Source organism: Neisseria shayeganii, from assembly GCF_014054965.1.
GTDB lineage: Bacteria > Pseudomonadota > Gammaproteobacteria > Burkholderiales > Neisseriaceae > Eikenella > Eikenella shayeganii.
On record NZ_CP059567.1, the window covers coordinates 132,695 to 144,110 of the forward strand.

The window sequence follows — 11,416 nt, forward strand, 5'->3', positions numbered from 1 at the left end:
GTAGCCCGAGATTTTTGCGAAATCTGTGCCTGCCGTGCCTTGAATGGCGTCGGTATCGGGCGGTTTGCAATCTTTTCACCTAAGTGATGGGGCTACCTGAAACTTATTTTGCATCTTTGAAGCCGCGTTTCAAATGCACCATCAACAGGGCGATGGCGGCGGGGGTAATGCCGGAAATGCGGCTGGCCTGGCCGACGGTTTCGGGGCGGTTTTGGTTGAGTTTCTGCTGCACTTCGGCTGACAGGCCTTTGACTTTGGCGTAGTCGATGTCGGCGGGCAGCCTGAGGGTTTCCAAGTCTTTGCGGCTGTCGATTTCTTCGTTTTGGCGGTCGATGTAGCCTTGGTATTTGACTTGGATTTCCACTTGTTCGATGACGTTTTCAGGTAGCCTGTCTGCCGGGGCGGCGTCGGGCAGGGTCATCAGGGCGGCGTAGTCGATATTGGGGCGGCGCAGGAGGTCGTGCAGGTTGGCTTCGCGGGAGAGTTTTTGGCCGAACACGCGCTCCTGCTCGCTCTCGGGCAGCTTGGCGGGGGTGTACCAGGTGCTGCGCAGGCGTTGGATTTCGCGTTCGATTTGTTCGCGTTTTTGGTCGAAAGCCTGCCATTGCTGTTCGGTTACGAGGCCGATTTGGTAGCCGGCTTCGGTGAGACGCATGTCGGCGTTGTCTTCGCGCAGTTGCAGGCGGTATTCGGCGCGGCTGGTGAACATGCGGTAGGGCTCGTTCACGCCTTTGGTGATGAGGTCGTCCACCAAGACGCCGAGGTAGGCCTGTTCGCGGCGCAGTAGCAGCGGGTCGCGTTCGCGCACATACTGTACGGCGTTGGCTCCGGCCAACAGGCCTTGGGCGGCGGCTTCTTCGTAGCCGGTGGTGCCGTTGATTTGTCCGGCGAAAAACAGGCCGGCTATGGTTTTGGTTTCGAGGCTGGCTTTGAGGTTGCGCGGGTCGAAATAGTCGTATTCGATGGCGTAGCCGGGGCGCAGGATGTGGGCGTTTTCCAAGCCTTTCATGGAGCGCACCAGCGCAAGCTGGATGTCGAAGGGCAGGCTGGTGGAAATGCCGTTGGGGTAGTATTCGTTGGTGGTCAGCCCTTCGGGTTCGAGGAAAATCTGATGGCTGTCTTTGTCGGCGAAGCGGTTGATTTTGTCTTCAATCGAGGGGCAGTAGCGCGGGCCGACGCCTTCGATTTTGCCGGTAAACATGGGGCTGCGGTCGAAGCCGGAGCGGATGATGTCGTGGGTGTGCAGGTTGGTGTGGGTAATCCAGCACGATACTTGGCTCGGGTGTAGTTCGGCGCTGCCGCGCACGGAGAATACGGGCACGGGGGTATCGCCGGGCTGTTCGGTGAGCTGCGAGAAATTGATGGTGCGGCCGTCGATGCGCGGCGGAGTGCCGGTTTTGAGGCGGGCGACGGGCAGCGCCAGCTCTTTCAGGCGGCCCGACAAGCCTTGTGCGGCGGGGTCGCCGGCGCGGCCGCCGGCGTAGTTTTCCAAGCCGATGTGGATTTTGCCGGCCAGGAAGGTGCCTGCGGTGAGCACTACGGCACGGGCTTGGAATGTCACGCCCATTTGGGTGCTTACGCCGTTGGCGCGGTCGCCTTCCACGCTGATGTCTTCCACCGCCTGCTGAAAAATGTCGAGATTGGGCTGGTTTTCCAGCATCTCGCGGATGGCGGCTTTGTAAAGCATGCGGTCGGCCTGCGCTCGGGTGGCGCGCACGGCGGCGCCTTTGCTGGCGTTTAAACGGCGGAATTGGATGCCGGACATATCGGTGGCCAGCGCCATGGCGCCGCCGAGCGCATCCACTTCGCGCACCAAATGGCCTTTGCCGATGCCGCCGATAGAAGGGTTGCAAGACATTTGGCCCAGCGTTTCGATATTGTGGGTAAGCAGCAGGGTTTGCGCGCCCATGCGTGCGGCGGCCAAGGCGGCCTCGGTGCCGGCGTGTCCGCCGCCGACCACGATGACGTCGTAGGTTTTGGGATAAATCATAAGCTCGGGAAGTTTGTGTGGGTGGGTTGGGGCCAAATGGTTTTCAGGTAGCCTGAGACCTTTGCAAAACCCCCATCTGTGGCGCATTTCTGCGTTGTGCGCTGCTCGCTCGCTTGCCTATCTAGATGATATGTCTGCACTCGCTGCGCTGCTACGCCTTGAACTGCATCCACATCTGGGGGGTGCAAAGGTCTCAGCCTGTTTGTTGGCGGTGCTTCGACAGACGGTCACAACTTGATGATGACCTTGTTTGATGTCGGTTCTATGGGCGTTAAGGCTACCTGAAACAAAAAAGAGCCCTGAGGCTCTTTTTGTCGATTCCATCCAATTAACGCTTGGAGAACTGTTTGGCGCGGCGGGCTTTGCGCAGGCCGGGCTTTTTACGCTCAACTTCGCGGGCGTCGCGGGTCACGAAGCCGGCTTGAGACAGAGCGGGTTTCAGGGCGGCATCGTAGTCGATCAGGGCGCGGGTAATGCCGTGACGGATGGCGCCGGATTGGCCGGTTTCGCCGCCGCCGTTTACGGTAACTTTGATGTCGAACGCTTCGGCGTTTTCAGTCAGTACCAAGGGTTGGCGCACCACCATGCGGCTGGTTTCACGGGCGAAAAACTCGTCTACCGGGCGGCCGTTTACGATGATCTGGCCGCTGCCTTTTTGCAGGAATACACGAGCCACAGAACTTTTGCGACGGCCAGTGCCGTAATAATATTTACCGTTCATGTCGCGTCCTTAAATGTCGAGAACTTTGGGTTGTTGTGCAGCGTGCTGGTGTTCGGCACCGGCATACACTTTCAGTTTTTTGATCATGGCGTAGCCCAAGGGACCTTTGGGCAGCATGCCTTTCACGGCTTTTTCCAATGCGCGACCGGGGAATTGGTCTTGCATTTCGCGGAAAGTACGCTGGTAGATACCGCCGGGGAAACCTGAGTGGCGGTAGTAGATTTTGTCTTCGTTCTTGGCGCCGGTCACACGCAGTTTGTCGGCGTTGATGACGATGATGTAGTCACCGGTGTCAACGTGGGGGGTGTATTCGGGCTTATGTTTACCGCGCAGGCGACGGGCAATTTCGGCAGCCAAGCGACCCAAGACTTTGTCTTCGGCGTCGATAACGTACCATTCGCGCTTCACCTCGTGCGGTTTGGCTGAAAAGGTTTTCATAACGGAATAATCCAAATTAATATCAGAAACCGGCGATTTTAAAGACTCGGATGGTGGCTGTCAATGCTGATTCTGCAGGCGGGCGGCTTGAGACTGTTGTAAAACCTTCATCTGCGGCGCATTTCTGCGTTGTGCGTTTACGCCCTATGGGTACTGCTCGCTCGTTTAGCCTTGTAGGTGATATGTCTTTCCCACGGGGATGCCTGGCGTTCACGCTCGCTGCGCTGCTACGCTTAGAACTGCATCCACATCTGGGAGTTTTGCAAGGATCTCAGTTTTTCTCTTGCCGTTGCGAAAAGTGTTGTTTCAATGTTTGTCCGGCGGACGGATAAAGAAAAACCGGTATGCGGCCGCATACCGGTGGAAAGGAACCCCGCAAATGCCGTTCCGGCGAAATTCGCTTGAACCTTTGAATCAAGGTCGGCCACTTCTGAGTCGGTTTCGGGTACATTCTCAAGGAACGCGCACGCCCACCTACAATCGGCAGCCAAAAGCGAACTTATTGGTTCAAAGGAATTGTATGCCTTCGCGAGCACCGCAGGGTAAAAACGGAATCTGAAGAATGCTAGCCTTCGGTGCGGAGCACCTTATCGCAGCTTTCTATCATGGCGCTTATTCTACGCTCAATTTCGCCGATTGCCAAACCGTCTTTTGCGCTCATCTTCAACAAATCGTGCGTCAGGTTGAGGGCGGCCATGATGACGATTTTGTCGGTTTCCACAATGCGGCCGCTCGATTGGATGGTGCCGATTTTCTGATTCAGCATGTGCACGGCCTGCAACAGGGTTTCTTTTTCGCTGGCGGGGGTGCCGATATTGAATTGGCGGCCCAGAATGTCGACGCTGACTTGTTCGATGCTCATGCAGAGGGCTCCTGTGTTTCGCTGACGGGCAGGCGGGACAGCAAGTGGCGGATGTCGGCGGCGCTTTGTTCGAGCATGGCGCGGTAGCCGGCGTTTTCTTGTTGCAGGGCGAGAATGTATTGGTTGGCTTCGGCTTCCAATTTCCCCAGGCGGTCGGTGTAGCTCAGATTCAGATTTTCCATGGCCGCCTGGTGCTGTTGAATGAGCTGTTGCTGCTCTTGTTGCAGCCGGTCAACTTCCTGCTTCAGCTGGCGTTTCTCGCTGGCGGCGGTTTGGTATTTGTGGACCAAGGCTTCGATGGAGGCCTGCAGGTGTTCTAATTGGCTGTGCATGGCATGGATCTCGTGATTCGGTGCGGCCGGGTCTGCCGGCAAACGGGGGCATTATACTGAAACTGGCTGTGGCTGCCGATGTTTTATGCCGATTCGTTACGAACCCGGCGCCCCATCAATTGTTCGGCGACCTCGCGCACGGCAATTTTGCCGTCCAGCAGATCGTTGAGGATAAAGGTAATCGGCATCTCTACGCTGCAGCGGCGGGCTTGGGCGGCGGCTTCGCGGATGGTGTAAACGCCTTCGGCCACATGGCCCAGTTCGGCCAAGATGTCGGGCAGGCTTTTGCCTTCGGCCAATTTGAGGCCGACTTGGCGGTTGCGCGAGAGGGAGCCGGTACAGGTGAGGATGAGGTCGCCGACGCCGGCCAGTCCCAGCAGGGTGGTGGTTTGGGCGCCCAAGGCCAGCGCCAGGCGGTTGATTTCGGCCAGGCCACGGGTGATGAGGGCGGCGCGGGCGTTCATGCCGTATTCCAAGCCGTCGGCGATGCCGGTGGCGATGGCCATGACGTTTTTGACGGCGCCGCCGACGGCTACGCCGACGGGGTCGTGGTTGGCATACAGGCGCAACACGGGAGAATTGAGTTCGGCCGCCAGGTGGTCGATCCATGCGCTGTCGGCAGAGGCCAGGGTAACGGCGCAAGGCAGTTGCCGCGCCAGTTCTTGGGCGAAGCTGGGGCCGGAAAGCAGGCCGATGCGGCTGTGGCCGGGCAGCTCGGCGGCGGCCACTTGCTGCGGCAGCAATCCGCTGTTTTGCTCGAAGCCTTTGCAGGCAGCCAGTAGCGGCACATCGGCCCAGCCCCAGGCGCGCATATGTTGCAGGCTTTCACGCAGGCCGGCCACCGGTGTGGCGATGATGACCAAGTCGGGATGGGGGATGTGCTCGGGGGAGGAGGCAACGGCCAAGGCATCGGGAAAGGGGAAGCCTTTCAGGTAGCCTGTGTTGCTGCGCTCGGCCTGCATGGCGGCGGCGTGTTGCGGGTTGCGGCTCCATAGGGTCACGCGGTGGCGGTGTTGGGCGAAATGGATGGCGAGGGCGGTGCCCCAGGCGCCGGCGCCCATGATGCAGATATTCATGCGGCTCGTTTTGTGTTGGTGAAGTGGATTGGGCGGACCTGCCCGCTGTTTGAGACCTTTGCAACACTCCCATCTGCGGCGCATTTCTGCGTTGTGCGCTGCTCGCTCGCTTGCCTATCTAGATGATATGTCTGCACTCGCTGCGCTGCTACGCCTTGAACTGCATCCACATCTGGAAGTTTTGCAAAGGTCTCGTTTGTCATTTTCATGAATTTTTCAACAGTGTTGTGCGGACAGGCGGAATAAACACCGCAGGCTACCTGAAAGCCGCGGCAATGCTTTCAGGTAGCCTGAGGGAGAGCGTGGGCATCGCGAAAGATGCTTTAGCCGCTAAAGCGCTTGAAGACCAAGGTGCCGTTGGTGCCGCCGAAGCCGAAGGAGTTGGACAGGGCGGCGCGGATGGGCAGGTCGCGCGCTTCGTTGGCGCAGTAGTCCAAGTCGCAGCCGCCTTCGATGTCCTGCTCGAACAGGTTGATGGTGGGCGGGGATTTCTGCTCGTGTACAGCCAGCACGGAGTAAACGGCTTCCACGCCGCCGGCGCCGCCGAGCAAGTGGCCGGTCATCGATTTGGTGGAGTTCACCACCACGTTGCGGGCGTGTTCGCCCAAGGCCAGCTTCAGGGCGTTGGTTTCGTTGGCGTCGCCCAACGGGGTGGAGGTGCCGTGCGCGTTGACATAATCAATGTCGTCGGGGTTGAGGCCGGCGTCTTTCAGGGCGCGGGTAACCGCCAGCGCGGGGCCGTCGGTATTCGGCGCGGTAATGTGGTAGGCGTCGGAGCTCATGCCGAAACCGGCCAGCTCGGCGTAGATTTTGGCGCCGCGTTTTTTGGCGTGCTCGTATTCTTCCAATACCAAAATGCCGGCGCCTTCGCCCATAACGAAGCCGTCGCGGTTTTTGTCCCAAGGGCGGGAGGCGGTGGCGGGGTCGTCGTTGCGGGTGGAGAGCGCTTTCATGGCATCGAAACCGCCGACGCCGAGCAGGCAGACGGCACCTTCGGCGCCGCCGGCCACCATCACGTCGGCATCGCCGTATTTGATCAGGCGGGCGGCATCGCCGATGCTGTGCGCGCCGGTGGTGCAGGCGGACACCATGCCGTAGCTGGGGCCGCGGTAGCCTTTCAGGATGGTGATGTGGCCGGCGATCAGGTTGATCAGGGAGCCGGGAATAAAGAAGGGGTTGATTTTACGCGGGCCGTTGGCATTGACCACATTGCCGGTGGCTTCGATGGAGGGCAGGCCGCCGATGCCGGAGCCGATGTTCACGCCCACGCGGTCTTTATCCAAGCCGGCTACGTCGTCCAAGCCGGCGTCGACAATGGCCTGCAGGGCGGCGGCGATGCCGTAGTGGATAAACACGTCCATGCGGCGGGCTTCTTTGGCGCTGATGTATTGGCCGATGTCGAAGCCTTTCACTTCGCCGGCAATGCGGGCGTTGAGGCCGGAGGCGTCAAACCGGGTGATGGTGCCGATGCCGCTCACGCCGGCCAGCAGGTTTTGCCAGGCATCGGCCACATTGTTGCCGACCGGAGAAACCTGGCCCAAGCCGGTAATCACCACTCTTCTTTGGCTCATATTGCTTCACTCTCAATAGAAAGCCTCTGCCGCAAGGCGTGCGGTGGGCGCACCTGAGGGCAGAGGCGGTTGTCTTGAATTCGGAAACCCCGTTCGGATTAGCCGGCGTGTGCGGTAACGAAATCGATGGCTTGTTGAACGGTGGTGATTTTCTCGGCCTCTTCATCGGGGATATCTACGCCGAAAGCTTCTTCCAAAGCCATTACCAGCTCTACCACGTCCAGAGAGTCGGCACCCAAATCTTCGCTGAAAGAAGATTCGTTTTTCACTTCGCTTTCGCTTTTACCCAGTTGTTCGGCAACGATGGTCTTCACGCGTTGTTCGATGTTGTCCATTGTGTGATTCCTTGTCCTTAATCAAAACGGATGAAATAAAAATAAATAATCGGGCTGTTTCAAGCGGCGCCATTGTAACGGATTTGGCTAGAGTTTTCTATCCATTTCCTGCAGCGGCTGTGCCGCCTGCCCGCCGTGACGGCAAAGGCCGTTGGCCAGAGACTGTGCCGCCCGACCGATGGCGCGCATATTAGCACAGCGTACCTGGTTTGCAAATAATTGAAAATCATGTTTAAAAACAGATTATTGGGCAATTATTTTGCCGGCTTGCCCAAGGCGTGGCGCAGAAAAACCAGCACCGCGGCCAGTTCGGCGGCGGTTTCTTCCTGCGAGGCGTTGCCGGTGTGGCCGCCGGTGGCGGGGGCGTAGAGGCGGGAAGGGGCGCCGTTTTCCTGCAGACGGGCGTGGAACTTCAAGGCGTGGGCGGGGTGCACGCGGTCGTCGCTGAGGTGGGTGGTGATCAGGGCGGGCGGATAGGGGCGGCCGGCGGCGATATTGTGGTAGGGCGACAGGGCTTTCAGGTAGCCTGCATCGGCGCTGTCAGCCGGATCGCCGTATTCTTCCAGCCAAGAAGCGCCGGCGGAGAGCAGGGGGTAGCGCAGCATGTCGGTAAGCGGCACTTCGCACACCAGCGCGCCGATGCGCTCGGGGGCGCGGCAGTAGGCGGCGGCGGTAATCAGGCCGCCGTTGCTGCCGCCTTGCAGGGCGATGCGTTCGGGGCGGGCCAGCTGCCGTTCGGCCAGATCGGCGGCCACGGCCAACAGGTCGTCCACGCTTTTGTGTTTGCGTGCCGCACCTTGGGCGGCGGCATGCCATTGCGGGCCGAATTCACCGCCGCCGCGCAGATTGGCCAGCACGAAGGCGCCGCCTCGAGCCAGCCAGTGGCGGCCGATGGTGCCGAGGTAATGCGGCAGCTCGGGCACGCCGAAGCCGCCGTAGGCATAGACGATGGTGGGGGCGTCCGTCCGGCCGCTGCCGATGTGGTAATAGGGCACGGCGGTGCCGTCGGCGGAGGCGGCCCAGTGTTGCTGAACGGCCAGGCCGGCGGGGTCGAACTGCGGTTGCTGGCGGCGCAGCACGCACAGTTCCATGCGCTGCAAATCGAGGCTGTAGAGGGTGAGCGGGGTGAGGAAATCGCTGGCGGCGATATACAGCACGTCGCCGCCCCACGGCTGGTCGGTCAGCTCCAGCGCGCCCGAGGGCAGGGCGGGCAGCTGCTCGACCGCTTCCCAGTTGCCGTTGCGGAAGCGCCAGGCCCTCAGGCTACCTGAAACATTGTCGAGCAGGCTGGCCACCACAAAGCGCTTGGTGGTTTCCACGCTCTCCACCGACTGCCCGTGTTGCGGCTCGAACAGGCAGCAGGCTTCGCCCAGCACGCCTTTGTTCAGCTTCACCGCCAGCAGGCTGCCGGCGGCATAGCGGCGGTTGGCGCGCGTCCAGCCGTCGCGCAGCTGCACCAAAAGCTGGCCGCCCAAATAGCCGACCACTTCGCAGTTTTCAGGTAGCCCCAAGGGCCGCGGTGTGCCCTCGGCATCCACCTGATAATACTGTTTGCTGAAAAAGCCGCTGGCTTCTTCGATGAGGTCGATGGGCGCGCCTTGGCCGTCCAGATAACGCCAGGCGTGCACCAACACCGATTCGGCCGGCGTCTGCAACACCGGCTGCGCTTCTTCGAAACTTTGGCCGCGCCGCATCAGCCACACTTCGCGCGGGTAGCCCGAAGCGGTGAGCTGGCGCTCGTCCCAGGCGGGACACACCCACACGCTGTCGGCATCGCGCCAGGCGATGTGGTTTTTGCCGGCGGGAAAGTGGAAGCCGTTTGCCACAATTTGCCGTGCGGCCAAGTCGAACTCTACCGTGAAGCAGGCATCGCCGCCGTCGGGGCTGAGAAAGAGCAGGGCGCGTTCCGGGTTTTCCACATGGTGCGACACGCCTTCCAGATAAACGTCGGCGCCCAAAATGTCGTCGAAATCGGCCACCGAAAACAGCACTTCCCATTCGGGCAGGCCGGCGCGGTAGGAAGCGGCGGAGCAGACGCGGTACACGCCTTTGGGAAACTCGGCGCTCAGGTGGAAGTGGTACATGCGCGCGCGGTGTTCCTGGCAGAACGGAATCTGTTTTTCGTCCTGCAGCATGGTAAGAATGTCTTGGCGCAGGGCGGCGTAGTCGGGCTGTTGTTCCAACCAGCTTTGCGTGCGGCGGTGTTCGGCTTCGGCAAAGGCTTCGGTGTCGGGGTGGGCCAGTTGTTCGAAATGGCGGTAGGGGTCGTCGTGCGGGGTCATGGCATCATAAGCGGGAAAGGGTTTCAGGTAGCCTGAATCGGCAGGAGGGCGCCATCATAGCTTTGTGGAGGGGTTCAGGCTACCTGAAAGCCGATTTTGAAGATGGGATGAAAAACACCCGCTGCGGGCGGCAGCGGGTGTGGGCGGAGGGGAACGGGCTTATTGTTTTTTGGCACCGAAGGCACCGCTGAATTGGCCTTGGCTGCGGTACACGCCGGCCAGTTCGGCTGCGTCTTTGCCGTAGAAACCGCCGTTGGTTTGCACGCCGTTGTGGTTGCCGGAGAAGGTGTTGCCGCTGATGGTGGCTTGCAAGTTAATTGGGGAGACGCCGCTGGGGGAGACGGTGCCGGTGAGGGTTTTGTTGGCGAAGTCCACATTGAAGTTGGCGGTGCCTTGTACGGCGGTGCTGGGCGTGTGGCCACGGTGTACGGAGTAGCCTTGGTATTTGACCATGCCGTTATTGGTGGGCATTTGCTCGGTCGATTTACCGTGTGCGAAGACATAGCCTTCGGTTTGGCTGGTCTGCTTCAGGTAGCCCCAGCGGGCGTGGGTCAGGTTGGTGCCGATGGTGCGCTGCATATTCCGGTCGTTTAATGTCACCATGATGCCGCTGCTGATGCCCGGCGGCAGGAGTTCGATGGTTTGGCCGGCGATGGTGATTTTGTTGATGTCATCGGTGTAGGTGACGGGGGCGGTGCCTCGGGGCGAGCCGTTTGGATTAACGGTGAGCAGTTGGCCGCTGACCACGGGGGTGTTGGCACCGGGATTGGGCGGGTTGCCGCCGTTGTGGAAGGCATTATTGCTGCCCCCGCCGCTGCTGCCGCAGGCGGACAAGGCTAAGGCGGAAAGGGCGATGAGGGCCGGTAAGTGACGTTTTTGCATGGTGAAACTCCTAATGTAATGTTTTGGTAGATTTCGAGTGTGCCCGGAGGCGGTCTTAGTGTATCACGCGCCGCCCAAAACAGGCGGGGTTTGCCGCGGCAGGAAAAACTTGTTATAGAGGCTTTCAGGTAGCCTGCGATGCGGTTTCGGGCAACAGGCTACCTGAAAGAGCGGTTTTGTTTGGCGTGAAAGGAAAGAGATGTGATCAAGCGGCGTATTCTGATGTTGGGCGGTTTTGCCTTGGGCGATTATCCGCTGTGTGATTTGGCGGCGGCTTTGCAGGATGAAGGTTATGCGGCGCTGCCGATACCGCTGCCGCTGCCGCAGGATGAGGACTTGGCGGCGGCGCTGGAAGCGGTGTGCCGGCAATATGCTTTGGGTGCGGACGATGTGGTGTTGGGCTGGTCTTTGGGCGGCCAGTTGGCGGCTTTGCTGGCTCAGGCGGCGGGCTGCCGGCTGGTGACCTTAGCTTCCAGCCCCAAGTTTTGCGCCGATGAAGATTGGGCGGGCGGCATGGCGGCGGAGGTGTTTGCGCGTTTTGTGCGCCGGCAGGAAGCGCAGCCCGAGCACAATGTGGCGCAGTTTGCCGCTTTGGCGGGCATGGGCGACGACAGTCCGCAGCTGCGGCAAATCGTGCGCGAGGTGCGCGCCCGCGTGCCCGAAGGCGAAGGGCAGGCGGCAGTGAATTTGCGGCATTTGGGCTGGCTGGCGCGGCTGGATACTTTCGATTGTCTGCACCGTTTGTCTGTGCCGCAGCTGCACCTCTTGGGCGAAAATGATGTACTCTTCGACTCCGCCGCGGTGGCGGCCCGTCTGCCGCAGCGGCCCGATGTGCAGGTGCGGCTGTTGGCCGGTGCCGGCCATCTGCTGCCGCTCACCCGTGCCCAAGCCTGCGCCGAGGCGGTGCATGCTTTTTTAATCCCTTAA

Annotated in this window: 12 protein-coding genes, 1 other RNA gene and 1 pseudogene; 3 read left to right on the forward strand and 11 right to left on the reverse strand. The window is 60.5% G+C overall.

What is annotated here, in order from left to right; genetic code table 11:
- Positions 1-103 precede the first annotated feature (103 nt).
- Positions 104-1,990, reverse strand: a complete 1,887-nt coding sequence (gene mnmG, locus H3L94_RS00585; RefSeq protein ID WP_182122243.1) for a tRNA uridine-5-carboxymethylaminomethyl(34) synthesis enzyme MnmG — start codon at positions 1,988-1,990, stop codon at positions 104-106.
- A gap of 13 nt (positions 1,991-2,003) precedes the next feature.
- Here mnmG and H3L94_RS12155 point away from each other — a divergent pair.
- A pseudogene (locus tag H3L94_RS12155) lies at positions 2,004-2,244 on the forward strand (hypothetical protein).
- A 74-nt stretch (positions 2,245-2,318) separates the two neighbouring features.
- On the opposite strand, the gene rpsI reads toward H3L94_RS12155, so the two are convergent.
- The 6 genes from rpsI to H3L94_RS00615 all read right to left on the reverse strand — a co-directional run bounded on the left by rpsI (position 2,319) and on the right by H3L94_RS00615 (position 5,419).
- Positions 2,319-2,711: a 30S ribosomal protein S9 gene (rpsI, locus tag H3L94_RS00590; protein ID WP_182122244.1), complete on the reverse strand. Its 393-nt coding sequence runs from the start codon at positions 2,709-2,711 to the stop codon at positions 2,319-2,321.
- 9 nt (positions 2,712-2,720) lie between these two features.
- Positions 2,721-3,149, reverse strand: a complete 429-nt coding sequence (gene rplM / locus H3L94_RS00595; RefSeq protein WP_009119924.1) for a 50S ribosomal protein L13 — start codon at positions 3,147-3,149, stop codon at positions 2,721-2,723.
- Between the two features lie 366 nt (positions 3,150-3,515).
- Positions 3,516-3,696: non-coding RNA, 6S RNA (ssrS, locus tag H3L94_RS00600), on the reverse strand.
- Positions 3,697-3,714: 18 nt separating this feature from the next.
- Positions 3,715-4,011: a cell division protein ZapA gene (locus tag H3L94_RS00605; RefSeq protein WP_009119923.1), complete on the reverse strand. Its 297-nt coding sequence runs from the start codon at positions 4,009-4,011 to the stop codon at positions 3,715-3,717.
- Positions 4,008-4,343, reverse strand: a complete 336-nt coding sequence (locus H3L94_RS00610) for a hypothetical protein (protein WP_182122245.1) — start codon at positions 4,341-4,343, stop codon at positions 4,008-4,010. The genes H3L94_RS00605 and H3L94_RS00610 overlap by 4 nt, the downstream gene beginning before the upstream one ends.
- An 83-nt stretch (positions 4,344-4,426) precedes the next feature.
- On the reverse strand, positions 4,427-5,419 hold the full coding sequence (locus H3L94_RS00615) for an NAD(P)H-dependent glycerol-3-phosphate dehydrogenase (RefSeq protein WP_182122246.1): 993 nt from the start codon (positions 5,417-5,419) through the stop codon (positions 4,427-4,429).
- 28 nt (positions 5,420-5,447) lie between these two features.
- Here H3L94_RS00615 and H3L94_RS12160 point away from each other — a divergent pair, with 28 nt between their 5' ends.
- Positions 5,448-5,630 (forward strand): lipoprotein signal peptidase, encoded by a 183-nt coding sequence (locus H3L94_RS12160; protein ID WP_244958784.1) that lies wholly within the window; start codon positions 5,448-5,450, stop codon positions 5,628-5,630.
- Positions 5,631-5,742: 112 nt separating this feature from the next.
- On the opposite strand, the gene fabF is transcribed toward H3L94_RS12160, so the two are convergent.
- From fabF to H3L94_RS00635, 4 genes are all read right to left on the reverse strand, one after another.
- Positions 5,743-6,990 carry a beta-ketoacyl-ACP synthase II gene (fabF, locus tag H3L94_RS00620; protein WP_182122247.1) on the reverse strand — a complete coding sequence of 416 codons (1,248 nt, stop codon included), beginning with the start codon at positions 6,988-6,990 and terminating at the stop codon, positions 5,743-5,745.
- Between the two features lie 98 nt (positions 6,991-7,088).
- Positions 7,089-7,325 carry an acyl carrier protein gene (gene acpP, locus H3L94_RS00625; RefSeq protein WP_009119918.1) on the reverse strand — a complete coding sequence of 79 codons (237 nt, stop codon included), beginning with the start codon at positions 7,323-7,325 and terminating at the stop codon, positions 7,089-7,091.
- Positions 7,326-7,579: 254 nt separating this feature from the next.
- Complete coding sequence (locus H3L94_RS00630; RefSeq protein WP_182122248.1) at positions 7,580-9,607, reverse strand: prolyl oligopeptidase family serine peptidase; 2,028 nt, start codon at positions 9,605-9,607, stop codon at positions 7,580-7,582.
- Positions 9,608-9,766: 159 nt separating this feature from the next.
- The gene (locus H3L94_RS00635; protein ID WP_182122249.1) at positions 9,767-10,489 is read right to left on the reverse strand and encodes a Slam-dependent surface lipoprotein; all 723 of its coding nucleotides are present in this window, start codon (positions 10,487-10,489) and stop codon (positions 9,767-9,769) included.
- A gap of 201 nt (positions 10,490-10,690) precedes the next feature.
- On the opposite strand from H3L94_RS00635, the gene H3L94_RS00640 reads away from it, so the two are divergent.
- Positions 10,691-11,416: an alpha/beta fold hydrolase gene (locus H3L94_RS00640; RefSeq protein ID WP_182122250.1), complete on the forward strand. Its 726-nt coding sequence runs from the start codon at positions 10,691-10,693 to the stop codon at positions 11,414-11,416.

Coding starts and splice junctions, on each gene's coding strand:
- mnmG (WP_182122243.1), bottom strand. CDS start 1,990: ATGATTTATCCCAAAACCTACGACGTCATCGTGGTCGGCGGCGGACAC.
- rpsI (WP_182122244.1), bottom strand. CDS start 2,711: ATGAACGGTAAATATTATTACGGCACTGGCCGTCGCAAAAGTTCTGTG.
- rplM (WP_009119924.1), bottom strand. CDS start 3,149: ATGAAAACCTTTTCAGCCAAACCGCACGAGGTGAAGCGCGAATGGTAC.
- H3L94_RS00605 (WP_009119923.1), bottom strand. CDS start 4,011: ATGAGCATCGAACAAGTCAGCGTCGACATTCTGGGCCGCCAATTCAAT.
- H3L94_RS00610 (WP_182122245.1), bottom strand. CDS start 4,343: ATGCACAGCCAATTAGAACACCTGCAGGCCTCCATCGAAGCCTTGGTC.
- H3L94_RS00615 (WP_182122246.1), bottom strand. CDS start 5,419: ATGAATATCTGCATCATGGGCGCCGGCGCCTGGGGCACCGCCCTCGCC.
- fabF (WP_182122247.1), bottom strand. CDS start 6,990: ATGAGCCAAAGAAGAGTGGTGATTACCGGCTTGGGCCAGGTTTCTCCG.
- acpP (WP_009119918.1), bottom strand. CDS start 7,325: ATGGACAACATCGAACAACGCGTGAAGACCATCGTTGCCGAACAACTG.
- H3L94_RS00630 (WP_182122248.1), bottom strand. CDS start 9,607: ATGACCCCGCACGACGACCCCTACCGCCATTTCGAACAACTGGCCCAC.
- H3L94_RS00635 (WP_182122249.1), bottom strand. CDS start 10,489: ATGCAAAAACGTCACTTACCGGCCCTCATCGCCCTTTCCGCCTTAGCC.